Origin of the sequence: Amycolatopsis thermophila (genome assembly GCF_030814215.1) — a bacterium.
GTDB lineage: Bacteria > Actinomycetota > Actinomycetes > Mycobacteriales > Pseudonocardiaceae > Amycolatopsis_E > Amycolatopsis_E thermophila.
Map to the genome: position 1 here is coordinate 6943527 of NZ_JAUSUT010000001.1, position 21740 is coordinate 6965266.

The 21740-nt window shown below is 71.4% G+C and carries 18 protein-coding genes; 5 read left to right on the forward strand and 13 right to left on the reverse strand.

Going from position 1 to position 21740, the window contains the following annotated elements:
• Window positions 1-21 precede the first annotated feature (21 nt).
• From FB470_RS33940 to FB470_RS33955, 4 genes are all read right to left on the reverse strand, one after another.
• Complete coding sequence (locus FB470_RS33940) at window positions 22-1140, reverse strand: zinc-dependent alcohol dehydrogenase family protein (protein WP_306998319.1); 1119 nt, start codon at window positions 1138-1140, stop codon at window positions 22-24.
• A gap of 23 nt (window positions 1141-1163) precedes the next feature.
• Complete coding sequence (locus tag FB470_RS33945; protein ID WP_306998321.1) at window positions 1164-2417, reverse strand: CaiB/BaiF CoA transferase family protein; 1254 nt, start codon at window positions 2415-2417, stop codon at window positions 1164-1166.
• 270 nt (window positions 2418-2687) lie between these two features.
• Window positions 2688-4262: an acyl-CoA synthetase gene (locus FB470_RS33950; RefSeq protein ID WP_306998323.1), complete on the reverse strand. Its 1575-nt coding sequence runs from the start codon at window positions 4260-4262 to the stop codon at window positions 2688-2690.
• The gene (locus FB470_RS33955; RefSeq protein ID WP_306998325.1) at window positions 4259-5770 is read right to left on the reverse strand and encodes a class I adenylate-forming enzyme family protein; all 1512 of its coding nucleotides are present in this window, start codon (window positions 5768-5770) and stop codon (window positions 4259-4261) included. Before FB470_RS33955 ends, FB470_RS33950 begins: the two co-directional genes overlap by 4 nt.
• Before the next feature lie 51 nt (window positions 5771-5821).
• Here FB470_RS33955 and FB470_RS33960 point away from each other — a divergent pair, with 51 nt between their 5' ends.
• Window positions 5822-6991 carry a CaiB/BaiF CoA transferase family protein gene (locus FB470_RS33960; RefSeq protein WP_306998326.1) on the forward strand — a complete coding sequence of 390 codons (1170 nt, stop codon included), beginning with the start codon at window positions 5822-5824 and terminating at the stop codon, window positions 6989-6991.
• Between the two features lie 13 nt (window positions 6992-7004).
• A complete protein-coding gene (locus tag FB470_RS33965) occupies window positions 7005-7742 on the forward strand; it encodes an enoyl-CoA hydratase-related protein (RefSeq protein WP_306998328.1) in 738 nt (245 codons plus the stop codon).
• 542 nt (window positions 7743-8284) lie between these two features.
• Here FB470_RS33965 and FB470_RS33970 read toward each other — a convergent pair.
• From FB470_RS33970 to FB470_RS34005, 8 genes are read right to left on the reverse strand one after another with little or no spacing between them, the layout of a single operon-like run.
• Window positions 8285-9394: an acyl-CoA dehydrogenase family protein gene (locus FB470_RS33970; RefSeq protein WP_306998330.1), complete on the reverse strand. Its 1110-nt coding sequence runs from the start codon at window positions 9392-9394 to the stop codon at window positions 8285-8287.
• Window positions 9391-10599 carry an acyl-CoA dehydrogenase family protein gene (locus FB470_RS33975; RefSeq protein ID WP_306998332.1) on the reverse strand — a complete coding sequence of 403 codons (1209 nt, stop codon included), beginning with the start codon at window positions 10597-10599 and terminating at the stop codon, window positions 9391-9393. Before FB470_RS33975 ends, FB470_RS33970 begins: the two co-directional genes overlap by 4 nt.
• Entirely contained in the window at window positions 10596-11465 is an 870-nt protein-coding gene (locus FB470_RS33980) for a MaoC/PaaZ C-terminal domain-containing protein (protein WP_306998335.1), read from the reverse strand. Before FB470_RS33980 ends, FB470_RS33975 begins: the two co-directional genes overlap by 4 nt.
• 51 nt (window positions 11466-11516) lie before the next feature.
• Window positions 11517-12593, reverse strand: a complete 1077-nt coding sequence (locus FB470_RS33985; RefSeq protein WP_306998337.1) for a phosphotransferase family protein — start codon at window positions 12591-12593, stop codon at window positions 11517-11519.
• Window positions 12590-13600 (reverse strand): LLM class F420-dependent oxidoreductase, encoded by a 1011-nt coding sequence (locus FB470_RS33990; RefSeq protein WP_306998339.1) that lies wholly within the window; start codon window positions 13598-13600, stop codon window positions 12590-12592. Before FB470_RS33990 ends, FB470_RS33985 begins: the two co-directional genes overlap by 4 nt.
• A 1-nt stretch (window position 13601) precedes the next feature.
• Entirely contained in the window at window positions 13602-14804 is a 1203-nt protein-coding gene (locus tag FB470_RS33995) for an acyl-CoA dehydrogenase family protein (RefSeq protein WP_306998341.1), read from the reverse strand.
• Between the two features lie 19 nt (window positions 14805-14823).
• Complete coding sequence (locus FB470_RS34000; RefSeq protein ID WP_306998343.1) at window positions 14824-15918, reverse strand: SMP-30/gluconolactonase/LRE family protein; 1095 nt, start codon at window positions 15916-15918, stop codon at window positions 14824-14826.
• A 25-nt stretch (window positions 15919-15943) separates the two neighbouring features.
• On the reverse strand, window positions 15944-17530 hold the full coding sequence (locus FB470_RS34005; RefSeq protein WP_306998345.1) for an AMP-binding protein: 1587 nt from the start codon (window positions 17528-17530) through the stop codon (window positions 15944-15946).
• A gap of 100 nt (window positions 17531-17630) precedes the next feature.
• Between FB470_RS34005 and FB470_RS34010 the strand changes: the two genes are divergently transcribed.
• A complete protein-coding gene (locus FB470_RS34010) occupies window positions 17631-18908 on the forward strand; it encodes a phenylacetate--CoA ligase family protein (protein WP_306998346.1) in 1278 nt (425 codons plus the stop codon).
• Between the two features lie 30 nt (window positions 18909-18938).
• Window positions 18939-20081 (forward strand): hypothetical protein, encoded by a 1143-nt coding sequence (locus tag FB470_RS34015; RefSeq protein ID WP_306998348.1) that lies wholly within the window; start codon window positions 18939-18941, stop codon window positions 20079-20081.
• A 41-nt stretch (window positions 20082-20122) separates the two neighbouring features.
• Here the strand turns inward: FB470_RS34015 and FB470_RS34020 are convergent, their stop codons facing one another.
• Entirely contained in the window at window positions 20123-20902 is a 780-nt protein-coding gene (locus tag FB470_RS34020; protein WP_306998349.1) for an SDR family oxidoreductase, read from the reverse strand.
• Between the two features lie 50 nt (window positions 20903-20952).
• Here FB470_RS34020 and FB470_RS34025 point away from each other — a divergent pair, with 50 nt between their 5' ends.
• Window positions 20953-21699: an enoyl-CoA hydratase-related protein gene (locus FB470_RS34025; protein ID WP_306998351.1), complete on the forward strand. Its 747-nt coding sequence runs from the start codon at window positions 20953-20955 to the stop codon at window positions 21697-21699.
• The last annotated feature ends 41 nt before the right edge of the window (window positions 21700-21740 follow it).

Genomic DNA, 21740 nt, shown 5'->3' on the forward strand with positions numbered 1-21740 from the left:
GTTCACTTTCGAACGGCAGGATCAGTCGACCGTGATCACGACCTTGCCGAAATGACCTCCTTCGCGGAGCCATGAATAGGCCGCCTCCCCTTCGTCGAAGGGGAAGACACGATCGATGACCGGCGCCAGGCCGTGATGTCCCACAGCCGTCATCAGCCGGTCGAATTCCTGGCGGCTACCGACCTTGATCGAGTGGATGTCGGGGAACCGGGAGTTCAGCGCGATCTCCCCGGTGCTCGGCGCGCCGCTGAGCACTCCGACCAAGCACACCGTGCCGCGCAAGCGGACCGACCGCATCGACTGCTCGATCGTGTCCCGGCCGCCGAGGTCGACGACCCGGTCCGCGCCACGGCCACCCGTCGCCGCCAGTACGGCCTCGTGCCAGCTCCGGTGTTCCCGGTAGTTGATTCCCCAGTCCGCGCCGAGTTCCGCGGCGCGCGCGAGCTTTTTCTCGGTCGACGAGGTGATGATCACGCGGGCGCCGAAGAGTTTTGCCAACTGCAGGACGAAAAGCGACACGCCCCCGGTGCCCTGGGTCAGCACTGTGTCACCCGGCAGCAGCGCTGGGCCGGCTCGTAACGCCGACCAGGCGGTCACTGCCGCGCACGGCAGCGTCGCCCCTTCCTCGAAGGTGAGGTGCGGCGCCAGCCGGACCACCTCGCGCTGGCCGACCACCACTTCTTCGCAGAGAACGCCGGGTGCGCGCCCACCCCTCCCGCTGCCGCTCGGGGTGTCCTCCCAGTCACCGCCGTCCCAGTCCGGGTTGAACGTCAGGGCGACGCGGTCGCCGACGCCGACCGCCCAGACCTCGGATCCGACCTCGACCACTTCACCGGAGGCGTCGGACAACGGCACGAGGCCTTCCACGACCTCGGGCCCGTAGGCGGCGCCCTGCGCGACCTTGAGGTCCCGGAAGTTGAGCGAACATGCCCTGATCCGCACCCGGACATCGGTTGTCCCGAGCGGGCCGGGCTCGGGGATGTCTTCCCGTACCGGCGAAGCAGACGTGCCGTGTCGCCGCAGACGGTAGGCTCTCATTTCTTGTCCTCCTGACCCGCCCGTGGAGGCGACCAGTGGGCATGAGGGAGCGCGCTCACGCCCTCGTCGACGGCGTGAGCGGTGCGCATTCCCGATCGACATGTGATGCGGCAATCGGCCGCGCCTCAGATCACTCCCGCATCACGCAGCGTCTCGATCTCCGCGTCGGACATGCCGAGCAGGCCGCGGTAGACGGCGTCGTTGGAGGCGCCGAGCTTCTGCGCCGGCCACCGCACCGGCGGCACTTCGCCGTCGAACCGCGGGATGGGGGCCTGCACCACCGTCTTCCCGCCCTCGCCGTCGTCGAGCTCGACGAGGTTGCCGCGGGCGACCACATGCTCGTCGGCGATGATCTCGGCCGGCCCGTTGACCGCCGCACAGGCCACATCGGCCTTTCGGAGCGCCTCGAGCACCTCGTCCAGTTTCCGCTCCCGGATCCACGCGCGCAGCACCTCGTCCACGATGGGGAAGCCGGTGTACAGCCGCTGCTTCTCGGTCGCAAGCCGGGAGTCGGTCGCGAAATCGGGTCGTCCGATCAACGACACCAGACGCTCGAACTGCGCTCGCGTGGACGAGAAGCAGGCGATGTAGCGCTGGTCCGCGGTCTCGTACACGTATCCGTAGGAGATGTGCGGATCCGCGCTGCCGGACGGGATGCTGCCCTCGCGCTCGTGCGGCCGCCCGGTGACGCTGTAGGAGGCGATGAGCTCGTTGGCCATGCGGATCGCCGGCTCGTAGAGGGCGACGTCGATGTGCGATCCACGGCCGGAGGCGCCGGCGGCGTCCCGGCGGCGGATCGCTTCCAGCACGCCGATGACGCCGAACATCGCCGAGGTGTGGTCCATGATCGCGACACCCGGGAGCACCGGCGGACGGTCCGGGAAACCGGTCACGTAGGTCAGCCCGGCGAACGCGGCGGCCGCGAACTCGTAGGACGGCTGTTCCCGGTACGGCCCGGTCTGCCCCCACCCGGACACGCTGAGGTACACCAGACGCGGGTTGATCGCGGACAGGTCCGGGTAGCCCAGCCCCCAGCCCGACATGGTGCCCGGGCGCATGTTCTCGACCAGGACGTCCGCCCAGCCGGCCAGCCGGCGCAGCACCGCCTGGCCCTCCGGGCGCCGCAGGTCGAGCGTGATCGAACGCTTGTTGCGCCCGTGCACCTGCCAGTGCCAGGAGTTGCCGGGCTTGCCGTGCCCGATCGAGCGGATGAAATCACCTCGCCCCGGCGGTTCGACCTTGATCACCTCGGCGCCGAGGTCGCCGAGGATCGCCGCGGCGAACGGCCCGCCGACCAGTGTCCCGATGTCCAGCACCTTCAAGCGGTCCGGTTCGGTGCCGACCGGACCGGGGTCGCTGTCGTCCCGCTGCTGCTCCATTGCCGCTCCTCGGGGTTACGACTAATTAAGGATACTTTTCACTGTGATCCAGGCCTCTGTCAAGAGATGCTGGTCCCCAATGCGTCCCCGTCACGTTGCCCCCGGCAACCGGTTCCCGGTCGTCCTCGGGGTCCGCACGAGGACGACTGGAGATGCGGTCAGGACTACGAGGGGCCACGACATGCGCGGTCCCGTCCCACGCGCGTGACTACGGCACGGTCGCTTCCACCCCGCTGCGTGGAACCACCTCCGCGTGTTCGGCTGCCGTGCTCAGCGAATCACGGAGGAGTGGCCCTCCCAGTACGCCTCGCGCAGCCGGAGCTTGTACAGCTTTCCGTTGTCCCCGCGGGGAAGCGCGTCGACGAAGTCGACGGACTTCGGGCACTTGTAGTGGGCCAGCCGGTCCCGGCACCAGGCCACGAGCGCCGCCTCGAGGTCCGGCCCGGCCGCCACACCGGGCCGGGGCACCACCACGGCCTTGACCTGCTCGCCGAACTCGGGGTCGGGGACGCCGATCACGGCGACGTCGTCCACCGCCTCGTGGGTGGCGAGGACGTTCTCCGCCTCCTGCGGGTAGATGTTGACCCCGCCCGAGATGATCATGTGCGAGCTGCGGTCGGTCAGGTACAGGTAACCCTCGGAGTCCAGGTACCCCATGTCTCCCGTGGTCGACCAGGAGCCCAGCCGCGCGGCACGGGTCTTGTCCGGGTCGTTGTGGTACTCGAACACCTCACCGGTCGTGGACTCGAAGTAGACCAGCCCGACCTCGCCCGGGGGCAGCTCGGTTCCGTCCGCGCCCACGACGTGCGGGATCCCCACGACGGCCTTCCCGACCGAACCCTTGTGCCGCAACCATTCCCCGGTGGTGATGGACGTGCTCCCGTTGCCCTCGGTGGCGGCGAAGTACTCGAACACGATCGGCCCCCACCAGTCGATCATCGCCTCCTTCACCTCGACGGGGCAGGGCGCGGCGGCGTGGATGGCCGAGGTCAGGCTGGATACGTCGAAGCCCCTCCGCGTGTCCTCCGGCAGCCGCAGCAACCGGACGAACATCGTCGGCACGAGCTGGGTCGAGGTGATCCGGTGCCGCTGCACGGTTTCGAGGAACGCCCGTGCGTCGAACTTCTCCATCACGTAGGCGGTCGCGCCGAGCCGGTGCATGGCCGTCGTCCACCACAGGCCCGCACCGTGGTAGAGCGGCGCGGGACAGAGGTAGCGGGTGTCACCGGTCCACCCGTAGAGCCGCGCCTGGGTGGTCAGCCACGGGTCGGTGGCCCCGAGCGAACCGGACGGCAGTGGCCGCTTGACACCCTTCGGTGCTCCGGTCGTGCCGGAGGAGTAGAGCATCCGACACCCGGGTGACTCGTCGGCCACTGGGGTGGCCGGAAACCGGCGCAGCACCTCGTCGTAGGACTCGTACCCGTCGATGTCACCGCCGGTGGCCAGCGAGAGCCGCAGCCCCGGCACGCGCTCGGCGACCTGCTCCGCGACGTCGCGGAACCGCGCCGAGGCGACCAGCACTGCGGCACCGGAGTCCCGGACGACGTAGGCGACCTCGTCGGCGGTGAAGCGCGTGTTGACGGGCGTGTAGTAGCAGCCGGCGCGATACGCGCCCCAGGCGACTTCGAAGACGCGGGGCGAGTTGTCCAGCAGGTAGGCGATGTGGGTGCCGCGGGTGGCGCCCGCGGCGCGCAGCGCGTGGGCGAAGCGGTTGGACCGCTCGTCCAGCTGCCGGTAGGTCAGGGTCTCGCCGGTCCCGGTCATGACGACGGCCGGCCGGTCCGGCCGCTCCGCCGCCCAGGTCGACAGGAAGGCTTGGCGCGGGCCGGTTGCCGTCGGCGTCACTCCCGCTCGCCTCCCCAGCCGACGAGCTCCAGGACCTCGCGCACCCCGACCTTCATGGTGCCGTTGCGCGGCAACTCGGGCACTGCGGTCACGCGCACCGGGACCTTGTAGGCCTCCAGACGGGTGCGGACCCAGTCGCGCAGTTCGTCCTCCGACGGGAGGTCGGCCTCGCCCGACGGTGTGACCAGGGCGACCGGGACGGCGCCGAGGCGGCGGTCCGGAGCCCCGACCACGACGGCCGACCCGACCCCGGGGTGCGCGGTGAGCACATCGGCGACCTCGGACGCGTCGACCTTGAAACCTCCGCGGTTGATGACGTCGTCGGTGCGCCCCTCGATGAACAGGAAGCCGTCCGCGTCGATGCGGGCCAGGTCGCTGGTCCGGATCCAGTCGTCGGTGCGGGCGCCGGCGCTCTGCTTCGAGCGCACCTCCAGCACACCGGTGGTGTCGACGGGCAGCGGCGTGCCGTCCTCGGGCGACACGACGCGCAGGTCCACGCCCGGGTGCGCCCGCCCGACACTGCCCCGCTTGGCGGAACCGAACTTCTTGTAGTCGCGCAGCGTCCAGCTGGCCACGCCCTGGAATTCGGTTGCCCCGTAGGCCTGGATGACCGGGATGTCGTAGGTGCGGGTGAACTCGTCGGCGAGCGCCTGGTCCAGCGGGGCGGTACCGGCCCGCACCGCACGCAGGGACGTGAGCCAGTCCGCCGGGATCTTGGCGTCGAGCACCATCCGGATCGCCGCGGGCGGCATACCCGACACCGCGATCTTGTGGTCGCGCACGGCGGTCGCCCACGCCCAGGGCTCGAAACGGTCCAGCAGCACCATCCGCCTGCCCTCGACGGCCATCACGCACAGCGCGAGCAGAGCGCTGGTGTGACCCAGCGGGAGCATCTGGACCGCCACCCCCGGGCGCAACGCGGCCGGCGGCTCTTGATCGGGCGAACCGTAGTGCTTGAGCACGCCGGTGACCGAGGCGTCGATGTTGGCGTAGGTCATCGCGATTCGCTTGGGCGGACCGGTGGTGCCGCTCGTCTGCAGGCTGATCGCGACGTCGGGTTCGCCCTCCGCGGGCGGCGGCGAGCCGGCCGGACGGTCCACGACTTCGTCCACTCCGGACAGATCGTCGCCGATCCGCAGTCCGGTGGCGCCGATCTCGGCGACGCCCTCGGTGAGGCCCGCGCGCTTCCAGTCCTCCGCGCAGGCGATCACCGTCACCGGCCGCAGGTGGCGCAGCTCGTCCAGCACAGCGGTGTCCGGGTGCATGCCGTTGATCGTGAGGCAGTGCCGCCGCGCAGCGAGCAGACCCAGGATCGCGGCGACGACGCCGGGCCGGTTGCGGGTGATCAGCGCGATCGGCGTGGAGCGCGGCACGCCGGCGAGGCGTTCCTCGAGCGCCTGGGCGATGGCGCGCACCTCACCCCACGTGCTCCACCGTCCCTCGTACTGCACGACGGGGACCGCGGGATCCAGGGCCATCACTTCGCCGATCCGGGCGGACACGTCCACGGCGACCTCCTCACTCGACACGCACGATGCGATTTATAGTATACTCATCTCGTGGCTGACGACGATTCCCGCGCCTATCTCCCACTCGCCGGCGTGCGCGTGCTGGACCTGGCCAAGCTGATCCCCGGCGACCTCGCCACCCGCGTGCTCGCCGACCTCGGCGCCGAGGTCGTGAAGGTCGAGATGCCGGGCAGCGGTGACTACCTGCGCCGGATCCCCCCGATGGACGGCGACCAGTCCTTCCACCACCTGACGCTCAACCGGGGCAAGCGCAGCATCGCCCTCGACTTGCGTCGCACCGAAGACCGCGAGACCTTCTTCCGCTTGGCCGACAAGGCCGACGCGATCGTCGAGGTGTCCCAGCCCGGACGGTTCCTGGAGATGGGCATCGATTTCGCGGAGATGCGCCGCCGCCGTCCCGAACTCGTCATCTGCTCGATTTCGGGCTTCGGCCAGACTGGTCCCCTGTCGACGCTTCCTTCGCACGGCTACAGCATGGACGCCCTCGCCGGCACGGCCATCGTGCGACGCGATTCCGACCGCACCCATTTCGCCGACGGCGGACCGGTGTCCAGCATCAGCGGTGAGGGCGGGGCCAACGCGGCCGCCACCGCCACCATCGCCGCTCTCTACGCGGCGCGGACCACCGGCCGCGGCGCCTGGATCGACATCTCCTGCTGGGATGCCGCGGCCGAGATGAGCCGCGCCGCGATCGCCTACCGCGCCGCCCGCAACGCGCCGCGGCCGAACGAGATGGGCGAATGGTCCCTGTACGCGATCTACCGCTCGTCGGACGACCGGGACGTCGTCCTGTGCGCGATCGAGCAGAAGTTCTTCGAGCAGTTCTGCCGCGGGCTGGGACGCGAGGACCTGCTGGAACGTTGGTCCGCCGACGGCGGGAACGCCGTGGACTACGGGGATCTGACGCTGCGGGACGAGCTCGACAAGATCTTCCGCTCGGCCACGGCCGAGGAGTGGCTGCAGCGCTTCATCGACTGGGACGTGCCCGGCGGGATCGTCCAGACACCGGACGACCTGGCGGAATCCGCGCACACCGAGGCTCGGGGGTTGCTCGAGCGGAACTGGCGGGGCACCGTGCCCAACGTCCTGTCCCCGATTCGCTGGATGGACAGTGGCACGCGGCCGGGGCAGGGCGCCCGGCCGTGCTCCGAAGTCGGCGCCGACACCGCCGCGGTGCTCGACGACTGGCTCGGTGCCTGAGAGAGGCGGGACCATGAGCGACACCGGAGTCGAATACCGCCGCGAGGGGACCAGCGGGCTCGTCCTGCTGGACGCGCCGAACCGCAACGCCCTCACCCCCGAGTTCGCCGACGCGGTCGTCGACGGCCTGGAGCGGGCCGAGGCCGACCCCGAGGTGACCGCCCTGGTGCTCGCTTCGGCAGGGCCCAGTTTCTGCAGTGGCGCCGACCTCGACATGCTCACGCGCGTGGGCGCCGATCCGCTCGCGGACGAGAACTTCGCCGGCATCGGCCGGATCTACGGGCTGTTCGAGCGGCTGCGCGAGGCCAGGATCCCGACCCTGGCCGCCGTCAACGGCACACTGGTGGGTGCCGGCCTGAACCTGCCGCTCGCCTGCGACCTGCGCATCGTGTCCGACGACCTGAGGCTGATCGGGTTCGGCCGCGCCGGCGTGCACCCCGGCGGCGGTCACCTCGCAATGCTCGACCGGCACCTGCACGGCGGCGCGGGCGCGGCGATCGCGTTGTTCAACCAGGAGATGCGCGCCGAACAAGCTCTGGCCGCGGGCTTCGCCTGGCAGGTCGTCCCCCGCGACGAGCTGCTGCCGGCCGCCCTGGCGCTCGCCGCCGCTGCCGGCGCGGACGGAGACCTCACCAGGGCGGTGACGCGGACCTACCGCGCGGTCGACGAGACCCGTCCCACCCCACGGGCCGCGGTCCTGCTCGAGCGGGCTCCCCAGGTGTGGAGCATGCAGCGCCGCGTTCGAGGCTGACCAGGGTTTACGACCGCCGCGCGGCTGAAGACGCCCGTGCGCTCCTCGTGGTGACCACTCCGCGATCCAGGTGGGCGAGCACTCCTCGACGACGCCCTGGGCACGGTCGACGGTCGTCGTCGAGATTGGCCGCGGCGAGCATCACTCCTGCTCGCCCGGACTGCGAGCGGCGCCGCGTCGCACACGTGCCATACGAGGTCGAGCACGGGTGCCGGGTGCGTGCCCTCGGGCAGCCGGTTCACCAAAGTTGCCGCGCGCGTGCGCTCCGCGGACAGGGTCCGCGATCCCGCCCCGGCCGTACCGGGTGACGATCGGCTCCCGTCGATGCGCGCACGGATGTCCAGCCCGGGCGCCGGCATGCCGCCGCCCGGTGATTGACACCCCAGAAGTCGTCCGCGGATGCCGGAGGGCGGGTTACCGGTCGGTACGTCCCACCGGCTTGCCGTGGTCCCACGTCCGGCTGGCCTCCGGCTCCAGCTGGACCGTCCTGCCCGTGCGCCGAGGAAGGCGGTGCATTCCTCCGTGGTCCTCTCCCCCTGCGATCACACCACCCCAATAAGCGCCTTGGCGGCCCTGGCCCGCAGCCAGGCGGCGCTACCCAGGAGTTCCTGGTCCAGCTGGGCGCGTTTGAAGAACAGGTGGCAGTCGTGCTCCCACGTGTAGCCGATGCCGCCGTGCACCTGGATCGCGTCCCCGGCGACCTCGGTGTAAGCCTCGAGCGCGAACGACGCGGTGAGCGCCAGCGCGCGCTCGTCATCCGCGGCGGCGGCTTCCGCCGCGCCTCCGGCCGCGGCGGCCGCACCCTCGACGAGGACGTACATGTCCGCGAGCTTGTGCTTCACGGCCTGGAACGAGCCGATGGGACGGTCGAACTGCACCCGGTCCTTGGCGTACTGGACCGCCATCTCGTGCACCCGGCGCGCGCCGCCTGCCGCGTCGGCGGCCAGCGCCGCCGCGCCGTGCCGGTACACCGCCTCCAGCAACGCCACCGCGGAGCCACCCTCGGCCAGCACGTCGGCGCGCGGCACGGAAACCGCGGTCAGCCGCACGGTGCTCAGCCGGCGCGTCCGATCGTGCACCACCACCGGTTCCGCCACGACGGCGCCCGGCTCGACGGCCGCGACGACCGGCCCGTGCTCGCCCCGCGCGGCGACCACGAGCACCTCGGCGACCTCCGCATCGGGAACGAAACCGGCCGTGCCGTCGAGCACGATCCGCTCACCCGACACCGTCGCCCGCACGTCCAGCCGGTCGACGCCGGGAACACCGTCGGCGCCCGTCACGGCGACCGTTCCGATCGCCCCCAACGCGAGCCGGGGCAGCCACTCGGCCGCCACGGGCGCACCACCCGCCTGGGCGAAGGCGGTGGTCGCGAGCACGGCGCTGGCGAGGAACGGAACCGGCGCGAGTGCCCTGCCCAGTTCCTCGGCCACGACCGCGACGGCCTCGGGCTCCGCACCGATACCGCCGGACTCCTCGGGCACGGTCATCGCCGGGACCCCCATGTCCCGCGCCAGCAGTGTCCACAGGTCGAGGTCGACCCCAGGGGCCGACTCGGCGACCTCCCGGACCCGTTCCGACGGGCAGCGCCGTTCCAGCATCGCGCGCAGGCTCGCGCGCAGGTCGGACAGTTCCTCAGGTGTGGTGGTCATCGTGGCTCCCGGGGCAGGCCGAGCACGCGCTCGCCGATGATGTTGCGCTGGATCTCGTTGCTTCCGGCGGCGATCGTCCAGGTCCACGACCTGATGTGGTCGAGCATCCAGTCGCCGGAGGTGTAGCTGAGGTCGTTCTTGCGCTGCGGGTCGACGTGTGCCGCCAGACCGTTGCTGCGCACCCCGAAGGCGGTGAGCCGCTGGAGCAGCCGGCTGAAGTAGAGCTTGAGGATCGACCCCCGCGCGCCGGGGTCACGGCCCGCGCTGATGTCCCCGAGCACCCGGTCGTTGATCAGGCCCAGCACCTCGACCTCACCGGCGAAGCCGGCCAGACGCTGCCGGAACTCCGAGTCCTCCACCAGCGGCCCGCCGTCGGCGGCGCGCAACGTGCGGGCCTGCCGGACCAGCAGGGCGAGCAGTTCCTCCAGCCCGGCGTGCAGCTCGACCATCTGCGCGTAGCGCTCCGTGGCCAAGGTGGTCTGGGCCAGTCGCCAGCCCTCGTTCTCCTGGCCGACCAGCATCGCGGCCGGGATCCGCACGTCGGTGAGGAACACCTCGGCGAACTCGTGCGCGCCGGTGGCCTGCCGGATCGGGCGGACCTCGACGCCGGGCGCCCGCATGTCGAGGATGAACAGGCTGATCCCCCGGTGCTTCGGCGCGTCCGGGTCGGTCCGGGCGAGCAGGAGGCCCCAGCGGGCGTAGAGCCCCATGCTCGACCAGATCTTCTGCCCGTTCACAACGTAGTAGTCGCCTTCGCGCACCGCACGGGTGCGCAGCGAGGCAAGGTCGGATCCCGCACCCGGTTCGGAGAACCCCTGGCACCACACATCGCCGTCGAGGATCCCGTCCAGGAGCTTCTGCTGTTCGGGGCTGCCGTGCTCCATGAGGGTCGCCGCCGCGTGCCCGAGCGAGATCGCGAGGTAGCGCGGGCGCGGCGCCCCGGCCCGGCTCATCTCCTGCTGCAGGACCACCTGCTGGGCGAGCCCGGCTCCGGCACCGCCGAACCGCTCGGGCCACTGCGGCACGAGCAGGCCGGCGGAGTGCAGTTCGCGAGCCCAGGTCCGGTAGAACTCGAGTACCTCGGCCTCGTCGGCGTAGGGCAGCTTCTCCGCCCAGTCCGCGGGTGTGTGCTCGGCCAGCCACGCGCGCACGCGGGCCCGGTAGGCCGCGAGCTCGGCGTCCTCGCCCGGTGCTTTCGCGGTCATGCCGTCTCCTCCCCGGTCACCTCGAGGATGCCGTTGGTCAGCACGTCGGCGTCGCGGTCCTCGACCCGGGCGAGAACCCGCACGATCGTCCCCTCTCGCCAGCAGCGGACGGTGATCGTCTCGCCGGGGAAGACGACCCCGGCGAACCGGGCCCGGAAGCGGCGCACCCGTGCGGTGTCGCCGTCGAGCACCCCGTCGACCGTGGCCTTGCAGACGATCCCGAAGGTGCACAGGCCGTGCAGGATGGGCCGGTCGAAGCCCGCCTTCGCCGCGATCCGCGGATCGCTGTGGACGGGGTTGACGTCCCCGTTGAGCCGGTACAGCAAAGCCTGCTGCGGCAGGGTCGGCACCGGCGCCACGACGTCCGGTGCCCGTTGCGGCAACGGCCCGCCCTCGGCGGGCGGGCTCTTGGGCCCGCCGAAACCGCCGGCTCCGCGCATGAACAACGAGAACCTGTTGACGAACAGCGGGCGGCCGTCCTCCGAAGTGGACGTGGCCTCCAGCACGGTCAGCGCGGCGCTGCCCTTGTCGTAGATCGCCGCGACCCGGCCCTCGGTGGACACCGTCGCGGCCGTGGGCAACGGCTCGAACAGCTCGATCTCGTGCTCGCCGTGCAGCATCTTCGTGTGGTCGAACTCCAGGCCCGGCACGTCCGTCAGCCCGCGAACCCCCTCGGAGCCGGGAATCACCGCGTAGCTGGGCAGAACCCGCAACCGGTCCTCCAGCACATACGCCAGGTCGCGCTCGGACAACGGGTCCGCGCCCGCGCCCAGACCGAGCTGGTAGAGCACCACGTCGCGCTCCGACCAGGTGGTCTTCGCGCTGCCGGCGCTCGCGCCGACCGCCTTGTTCACGTCGATAGCCATCGTCGGCCACCACTCCTCTGCTACTACGTGTGTGAGATGCCGTCGAGGCGGCTAGCGGCGTTCGCCCCGCGCGATGGCGGCGGCGTCGGCGAGCAACCTGGGCACCATCTCCCCGAACTCCAGGTGGCGGGCGATGTCGCTTTCGGACCGCAGCGCCTTGGCGTACGAGCCTTCGAGGATGCAGGCGAGCTTGAACAGGGCCAGCACCTGGTAGTAGCCGACGGCGCCGAGATCACGGCTGGAGGTGCGCGCGTACCGGTCGAGGATCTCGGCTCTGGACGGCATGCCCGGCTCCTGTGTGATCCACGGGGCGCCCCCGGACACGGCGGAGCGCTCCCCCGCCTCGGCCCAGAGCCCGAGCACCCAGCCGAGGTCGATGAGGGGGTCGCCGATGGTGGCCTGTTCCCAGTCGACCACCGCGGCCACCCCGCCGCCCGGCTCGGGCGCGAACAGCACGTTGAGGAACTGGTAGTCCCCGTGCAGCAGGCCGGGCGCCTGGTCCGCCGGCTGGTTGGCGCGCAACCACGACGTGACCAGCTCCAGATGCGGCAGTGGCCGGATGCGGTAACCCTCCAGCTGGGACAGCCACCGGTCGACCTGCCGGGACAGGAAACCGTCCGGCCTGCCGAAGTCCGCCAGCCCGGCGGCCCGCCAGTCGACCTCGCCGATCGCGGCGAGGGTGTCCACATAGGACATCACCAGCGTGTGCAGGGTGGCGGGGTCCAGGGGGTAGGGCGGGTCCAGCGGCAGCTCGAGGTGGAACCCGCGCACCCGTTGCACCACCATGAACGGCACACCGAGCAGACTGGTGTCCGTGCACAGGTCGTAGGCGGCCGGGTGGGGGACACCGGTGCCGTCCAGCGCACGCAGCACACGGTATTCGCGCCCGATGTCGTGCGCGGACTTCGACGTCTTCACCCGCGGCGGGACGCGTAGGATGACCTCCTCGCCGCCGGTGTCGCGCAGGACGTACATCTTGTTGGAGGCGCCGGCGGTCAGCCGCGTGGCGGCGTCCATCCGGAACGGCCGGCCGAGAACCTTCGACAGGTGCCCTTCCAGCGCCGGGACGGGCAGTTCGTCCCGGCCGACCTCGCGCTGCCCGGATCCGACGGTGGTGTGACCACTCACCTGCTGCTCCCCACGTTCTCGCGCGCCGGCGCGGCCAGACCGGCCACCATCTCCCGGAGCTCCGGCCACGACGGCGCCGCCGGACCACCGTCGGGCCCGACGATCGCCAGTACTGCCGAGGTCACCCCGGCGTCCAGATAGGACCGCAGCCGATCCCGGCAGGCCGCGGGGTCACCGTGCACGACGAGGTCGTCGATCACCTCGTCGGGCACGCGCCGCGCCGCCTCCGCCCGGTCGCCGGCCGCCCAGGCGCTCCACATCGGTTCGAGCAGCTCGCCTCGGCCGAGCCGGCGCTGGAAGGCCGCGTACGTCGGCACACTCAGGTATCCGGCGAACAGCGGTCGCAGGCCGTCCCGCAACCGCTGCGGGTCGGTGGTCGGGCAGACCATGATCCGGCACACGACCTCCCGGTCCCGCCGTCCGCCGAGGAGACCGTCCACATCGGCTGGTGACAGCCAGTTGACCACGACGCCGTCGGCCTGCTCGAGGCCCAGCTCGACCATGCGCGGCCCGAGCGCCGCCAGCAGCACGGGTGGCGGGTCTCCGGGGACCCGGGCCAGCCGGAAGCCGCGGGTGGTGATGGTCTCGAACGGGCCCCGCACGGTGCCGCCCGCGAAGGCCTGCCGCAGGAACGTCACGGTGTCGCGAGCCCGCGCCACACGCCGGTCGAACGGGATCCCGTTCCACCCCTGCACCATCGGAAACGACGAGGACCCGATCCCGATCGCGGTCCGCCCGGGTGCGAGCTCGGCCAGCGCCGCGGCGGACTGCGCGAGCAGCGCGGGACCGCGGGTCAGATATCCCGCGACCCCGGTGCCCAGCCGCACCTGCCGCCCGGCCGTGGCGGCGATGGCGAGCGGGGTGAAGGCGTCCGCGCCGTTGGACTCCGAGGACCAGACCTCGGTGATCCCCGCGTCCGCCGCGCTCGCGACGACGTCTGGCAGGGCGGCGAGACCACCACCCGCGACGGGAATGGTCAGGCCGATCGCGCGCCGCACCGACACCACGTCATTCACCCCGCGCGCCGAAGTCCCAGCCGTCGCCCTCGCGGTACGAACGCAGGATCGTGCGGGCGACGCGTTGCTTGTGCGCCTCGTCCGGCCCGTCGACGATCCGTCCGTAGCGCGCCTCGCGGAACATCAGTTCCAGCGGCAGCCGGTCGGTCAGCCCCTCGGCGCCGTGGACCTGCATCGCCCGGTCCAGGACCTCGTTGACCATCTTCGCGCAGGACACCTTGATGGCGGACAGTTCGACGCGGGCCTGCTCACCGCGATCGACCTTGGCGGCCGCGTCGAGCACCAGGTAGCGGTTGGCGGCGATCTGGTGGTAGGAGTCGAAGATCCACTCCTGCACGAACTGCTTGTCCCCGAGCGGCGCTCCGCCGAGCATGCGCTCGTTCGCGCGGGCGCACAGGTAGTCGAAGGCCCGCTGCGCGACGCCCAGCCAGCGCATGCAGTGGTAGATGCGACCCGGGCCGAGGCGCTGCTGCGCCAGCACGAAGCCGTCGCCGCGCCCGCCGATGAGGTTCTCCTTCGGGACCCGGACGTTGTCCAGTTCGACCTCGTAGTGCCCGGACAACACCGAGCGCAGGCCCATCACCTGCAGCTCCTCACCCACCGTGTACCCGGGGGTGCCGGTGGGCACAAGGATCATGCTGAACTGCCGGTGCGGCGGCGCGTCCGGATCGGTCTTGGCCATCACGATGGTCACGGCGGCCCGGTCGGCGGCGCTGATGAACCACTTGCGCCCGTTGAGCACCCACTCGTCGCCCTCGAGCCGCGCCGTGGTCCGCAGCCCCGTCGGGTCCGCGCTCGCCACCCCCGGCTCGGTGACCGCGAAGGCGATCCGCAGGTCGCCCATCGTGGCCGGCCGCACCCAGCGCTCGCGCTGCTCCTCGGTGGCCACGGGGTCGAGCATGACGACGGTCTGGAGCGAGACCGTGCCCAGCGCCTGCTGGGCCGGTTCGCACCGGCCGATCACCTCGTTGACGTAGGCGTAGTCCAACATGGACAGTCCGCCGCCGCCGAGGTGCGCGGGATGGCCGATGGCGTAGAGGCCCTCCGCCTTGGCCTTCTCTTCGATCTCCTTCAGCAGGGTTCGGGCGGGCGGGCCGCCGTGGCCGAGCTCGAGCTCGACGGGAATCAGGTGGTCGTCGATGAACCGGGACACCCGGTCCCGGATCGGCCGGACGCTCTCGGGGATGGTGAACACGCGAAGGTCTCCGGATCTCTCAGTGCCCAGTCAGGTCGAGCAGGGTCAGGGTGTGGGTGCCGCCGCGGGCACTGACGTCGGGGACGAGCAGCGCGGGCTCGCCGCCGAGCGCCTTGGGGTAGCAGACGTTGATGTCGGCGGGGCTGCCGATCCCGTCCGAGCCCTCGAACTCCAGCCGGGTCCGGGTGCCGTCGGGGCGCAGCAGGTAGATCTCGGCGAGGGCGGGGTTGCTGACGACGACCGCGCCGCGCCGGGTCACCGAAATGCCGTCGAGGAAGCCGCCGGGCGGGCCGCCGAGGTCACGGAAGCGCGGCTCCGGCTGCTTGCCGGACGCGAAGTTCTCGGGCAGCAACTGGTACGCCCCACCGCCGACCGGGCACTGCGCCTCGCAGCTCACCGCCCACACCGAACCGTCGGCCGGGGACACGGTCACGCCGTTGACCCAGCCCGGCATCATGACCACCCGCTGGATCGTGCCCGCCGCGGCCGGGTCGCCGGCCGCGATCGCGTCGAGCGAGGAGTGCGGGATGCGGTAGACCGCGGCGTCCACGGGTGGCGGCAGCGCGCCGGCGGGGTTGGTGTTGGGAATGTCGGACACGTAGACGTCGCCGTTGGCGCCCACGGCGAGGCCGTTCGGCTGCTCGAACGCGTTGAACGCGCCGGCGACGACCGACCCCTGCCACAGCGGCAGCGGCGGGAGTTTCTCCCCCGTCAGCGGGTTGTAGGCCAGCACCTGCGGCCGGACATCCGGACCGTCGGGCAGGACGGTCTCGCCGTCCGCGGTGATCGGTTTGCCGCCGGAGGCGGCGAACACGGTGCCGGCCGGATAGGTGGCGGTCCCCTGCCGCAGCACGTCCGTGCCGAGGGTTCCGGTCAGTCCCTCGATCAGCCGCTCGGCGACCGGTTCCAGGCCGTTGCCGGTGAACCGGACCGTGCTGACGTAGGACTCACCCTGCCGGTAGGTCAGTCCCTTGCCGCCGCGGAAGGCCGGCACGAGCGTGATCGCCGCGTTCGAGACGACGATGGTTTCCCCGTCGGGCAGCATCTCCGCGCTCTCCGGGTTGGTGAACCCGTCGATCCTGCCCAGCACCTCGACCTCGGTCAGCTCCGACACGCCTCGCTCCTCTCGTTGATGCGGTTCACCGGGCGCCGGCGCGCAGCGGAACGTCCCGCCTGCCACTGGACACCTGTCCCGGATAGCCACCGCCCCCGTGCTCGGCGTCGACGCGGTCGCGGTCCACCTGCCCGTTGGCCTGTTTCGGCAGCGAGCCGACGAACACGACCTCCCGGGGCTTCTTGTACGAGGCGATCGACGACCGGCAGTGCTCGACGAGCTCCTCGGCGGTGACGGTGCTGCCCTCGGCTCGCACGACCACGGCCTTGACCGACTGGGTCCAGCGCTCGTCCGGCACCCCGATGACGCAGGCCGCGGCGACACCGGGGTGCGCGGTGAGGCAGCGTTCGACCTCGAACGGGTAGATGTTCTCCGAGGCGGACTTGATCATCCGCAACTTCGGCCCGACGAAGTGGATCGACCCGTCCGGGGCGCGCTTGCCCAGGTCGCCGGTGTAGTGCCAGCCACCGCGCCGGCGCTGCGCGTTGAGTTCGTCGCGGTGGAGGTAACCGGTCATGACGACCGGGCCCCGGCAGATGATCTCGCCGGTCTCCCCGTCGGGCACGTCCGCGCCGGTGTCGTCGACGATCCGCACCTGGCTCAACGGCGCGGGCCTGCCGTAGATCGAGTCGGTCTTGCGGCCGAGCCCGTAGCTGGTGATGAGGCCGGACACCTCGGACTGCCCGTAGCCGCCTGCTCGCCCGGTGGCCGGGTTGGCGCTGGGCGTGCACATCGTCCAGGTGGCGGGGTCCGGGTCCGGCCAGAGGCTGGTGAGGTCGAAGCGGCCGCCGGCGTTGATCTCGCGGATGGCCTCGAGGGTGGGCGCCATGATGAAGGCCCGGTTGCAGCGTTCGGCTTCGATGACCGCGCACATCTCCTCGGGGTCGACCCGGGCGACGACGACGTTCGTCCCGCCGTGCACGAGGGTCGCCAGCGTGGTCATGAGCGTGCCCAGGTGGAACATGGGCCCCGAGTTGAGGAACACCGTGGCATCGCTCAGTTCCGCGATGCGCCCGACGACCAGGCCCTCGATCAGCGCGGACCAGTGCGAGAGCATCGCGGCGTGCGGGCGTCCCTCGAACGCCGCGGTGTAGATGCCGAGCACCGGGCTCGCGGGATCCACGTCGACGCCCGGGTCGGTCGCGTCCCCGGACTCCAGGAACTCTTCGTAGCTGCCCGGTCCGGTGGCGTCGTGGCGAACCCACAGTGAGCCGGCCGCGCTCGCGGACTGCTCCCGGGCCGCCTGGACGGTCACGCCGATCTCCGCGTCCTGCCAGACGACCACCCGAGCTGCGACGTCGTCGATGACGAAAGCGAGCTCGTCGGCGGACTGCCGCCAGTTGACCGGGATCACCGCCGCGCCCAGCTTGGCGCAGGCGCCGAGCAGCTCCAGCAGCCGGAACGAGTTCTGCCCCAGCCACAGGACACGCTCGCCCGGGCCGGCGCCGTGCGCGGCGAGGGCGTTGGCGAGCTTGTTGACCCGGTGGTCGAACTCCGCGTAGGACAGGCGCACGGCGTGATCGACCGTCGCCGTCAGCCCTCCTCGACTGCGGCGGTGTTCCCGGAGCACGTCTCCCAGCGTGATCGTCGACGCGTCTCCGAACGGCCCCATTACCGCACTCCTCCCGTATGAGCATTGCTTTCAACCCCGACAGCTAATTAGTATCCTCAAAATGAACGACGGGTCAAGCCACAGTCGAGGAGGACCACGGGTGACCGAACGAAGCGAGGACCAGGAGCTGTACGACCCCGAAGCCCAGACGCTGGCTCCGGAGGAGAACCGCCGGCGGGCGTTCGCCGGACTGCAGGGTGAGTGGGACCGGGTCTGGAGCAACCCCTACTACAGCAACCGCTACCGCCAGGCGGGCCTGGAACCGGGTGAGCTGCCCCCGCTGGACGAGATCCCGCGCACCACCAAGAACGACCTGCGGGCGGACGTGCAGGCCAACCCGCCGTTCGGCACCCACCGGTCCGTGCAGCTGGAACAGGCGCGGCGCGTGGGCACCTCGACCGGGACCACGGGCAAGCCGTGGCTGGTCCTGTGGACCGAACGCGACATGGCGGTGGCCATCGACGTGCGGTTGCAGTACCTCTGGCGGGTCGGCATGCGCCCCGGCGGGCGGTTCGCCCACAGCTGGCCGACCGGTCTCTACTCCACCGGCGTGCTGGCCGGGCGCGACTTCCTCAAGCTCGGGATCATGGAAATCCCGTGCGGACTGCCCAGCACCGACAAGGACATCGAGATGCACCTCGACCTGTGGCAGCTGCTCTCGCCCACGGGCTTCATGCTGACCGGCTCCCAGGTGCAGATCTACGAAAACGCCGCCGCGCGGCAGGGCCTCGACCTGCGCAAGCTGTTCAACGAGGCGTCCCTGCTGATCGTCGAGGCGCTCTACCAGTTCGAGGAGCCACGGCGGCAGTTCGAGCAGACCTACGGCGTCCGGCTGCACAACATCACCGGCGCGTCGGAGATCCCGGGCTACTCCATCAACGACTGCCGCTTCCACACCGGGATGCACGTCCCGATGGGGCATCACTGGATCCAGGTCGTCGACCCGGTGACCGGCAAGGAGGTGCCCACGGGCGAGCGCGGCCACCTGGTGATCAACTCCTACGACCTCGACGCGTTCTACCTCCGCTACGACGTGGAGGACATCGTGGCGGCCACCGACGAGCCGTGCCCGTGCGGCGAAACCGGTCAGCGGTACACCTTCCTCGGCCGCGGCGCGGACCGCGCCGAGGTCGGCGGGAAGATGGTGCTGCCGATCGACATCCAGCTGGCGCTGTTCCCGCACGGCTCGCCCGAGTTCCAGTTGCGCCCCGGGCAGGGCAGCGAGATCCAGCTCAAGGTGGAGACCGAGGACGAGCAGTCGGCGCGACGGGTCGAAGGGATCCTCCGCGAGGACCTCGGAGTGCCGGTGAAGGCCGAGTCGGTGCCCGTGGGCAGCCTCCCGCGCTCGACGTTCAAGCCGCGCCGCGTCGCGAGCTGACCGGCCACCAGGCGAAAGGAAGGGCACACGTTGAGCACCACATCGGTCACCGAGGACTTTTCGCAGCTGCGTGCGGACTGCGAGTTCCGCGCCGAGGTCCACGACGAGCGCTACCGCGTCCGCGAGGCCATCGGGGTCGGGGAATGGCTGTACGACCCCCAGCTGCGCTTCGCCACCGCGGACGGCGCGGTCGTCCTGAGCGACATCGGCGGACAGCCCGAACGCGGGTTCGACCCGACTGCCGGCCACGGTGCCATCTACCGGTTCACCGCCGACGACCGCCTCGAGACGATCTCGCCCCCCGGGATGCACGGCGTGACCGCGCCGCTGCGGCCGGAGCAGGCGCCGCCGTGGTTCGGCGGCTGGGGCGGGCACCTGTTCTTCATCGCGCAGGCCGAGTCCGGGCGCGTCGGGGCCCACAAGGGACACCGGCTCTACCGCATGGACCCCGCCGACGGGATCCCGCACGCCTTCGCGGACCTGCCACACCACGGACCGGTCGGCGACGGCGTTCCCGGCGCGGGAATGACCGGGACCTTCGGCCCGAAGGGGAGCCCCCACGAGGGCTACCTGTTCTGCCAGTCGCTGGTCAACTGCGTCGTGTACCGCGTCGACCCCGACGGCAACGCCGAGCCGTACCTGGTGATGGCCCCGCCGCTGGTGGAGCGGCCCATGATGCCGTTCCTGACGTTCGTCGCGCCCGACCACTCGCAGTGGCGGGACGTCGCGGGCGAGGTGATCATCGCGACGCGCGCGACGACCTACCTCGAGCACGGCGAAGCCAAGACCGACCTCCAGTACTGGCGGATCGACGACAGCGACCGCTCGGTGCACCCGGTCCCCGGCATCCAGTGGCGGGCGGGGCCGATCGCACCCGAGGGGTTCGGCCCGTACGCCGGGCACATGTTCACCGTCGACGAAGGGTCGACGAACCTGCTGCACGCGTCGATCAACGAGCTCAACGCCAAGCCGCTGCCCTACGACGCGCGCATCCTCCGCATCGCGCCGGACGGCAGTGAGCACGTGTTCGTCGACGGCATCCAGGGCGGCAGCACGACGCTGGTGTTCGCCGGGAACCGCCTGGTCGCCGCCTCCTCCCGGAAGAGTTACTCCACCGGCGAGTACCACGAGCCGGACGGTTCGATCTTCGTCGTCGAACCCGTCGGGAGCTGACCGGTGGGCCGGTCCGGTGTCCCGCCGGACCGGCCCCCGGGTCACCCGCGGGTGGCCCACTCCTCGAAGTCGTCGTCCGTCCGCCCGGTCCGTTCGCGGATCATCCCGGCGACCGCCTCCGACGTCGGCATCCGCAGCGGGACGCGCTCCGCCTCCACCGCGCGCACCACGACCTCGGCGACCTCCTCGGAGGTCTGCGCGGGAGCGTTGGCCGCGGCCTGGGCCGTGGCCCGCGCGGCCACCTCGGCGTAGGGCCCGGGAGCTACGTCGGCAGCCAGCCGCTTCGCGCTGAAATCGGACTTCACCGCGCCGGGTTCCACCAGCACGACGTCGATCCCGAAATCGCGCACCTCGAACCGCAACGACTCGCTCAGCGCCTCCAGCGCGTGCTTGCTCGCCGCATAGTGCCCCGTCAGCGGCATGGCGCGCCGCCCGGCCACCGACGAGACGTTCACGATGCGGCCCGCGCCCCGCTCCCGCATCGCGGGGAGGAACGCCCGCACGGTCCGCACGGGGCCGAGCACGTTGGTCTCCCACAGGGTGCGGAGCGCCTCGTCGCCCACGAGCTCGACGGGAGCGCGCAGGCCCCGCCCGGCGTTGTTGACGAGGACGTCGACCGGGCCCACCTTGTCCGCGGCGGCGGCGACCGAGTCCGCGTCCGTGACGTCGAGTTCGACGGCGACTGCGACGTCGAGGTCGCCGATCGACTCGATCCTGCGCGCGGTGGCGATCACCTCGTGGCCGCGGGCCGCGAGCTGGATCGCGCTCGCGCGCCCCACCCCGCTCGAACATCCGGTGACGAGCACGCGACGGCTCCGCATGAGCTGGACCTCCTTGGCCTCGACAGTGAGAAAATGAGTATACTTAGTTTGTGTCACCGACGACAACGCGCACGATCGGCCCAGTTCTGGTCATCACGATCGACCGTCCCCATGTCCACAACGCGGTCGACCACGCGGTCCTGGTGGGCATGCGCGCCGCGCTCGAGCGCCTGGAGTCCGCGCCCGAACTCCGCGCCGGAGTGCTGACCGGCGCCGGTGCCACGTTCTGCTCGGGAGCCGATCTCCGGGCACGCCTGGCCGGTGAACGGGTGGTGGACGACAACGGCTTCGCCGGCCTCACGCGGCGCCGCCGGACCAAACCCCTCATCGCCGCGGCGGAAGGCAACGCACTGGGCGGCGGAATGGAGCTGGCCCTGGCGTGCGACATCGTGGTGGCAGCCCGGGACGCCCGGTTCGGCCTGCCCGAGGTGCGCCGCGCGGTGCTCGCCGCGGAGGGCGGGCTCTACCGCAGCGCCTCGGTGCTCGGCCGGAAGGTCGCGATGCAGCTGGCACTGACCGGCGAGCCGATCGACGCGGAGCGGGCCCACCAGCTGGGGCTGGTGAACGAGCTGACCGACTCCGGCAAGGCACTGGAGACCGCAGTGGCGATCGCCGAACGGATCGCGGCCAACGCCCCGGAGTCGGTCCGCCAGAGCAAACGGGTCATCGACGAGTCCGCGGGCCTGGCGGAGGACGACGCCTGGGCGCTCACGCAGGAGGCCTACGCGGCGGTCAAAGCGAGCCCCGAGTTCCAGGAGGGGGCCCGGGCATTCGTGGCCCGCAAGGGCGCCCGGTAGCTCACCGTCGACTGCGGGGCATAGCCGCCGGGCGCGTCGCA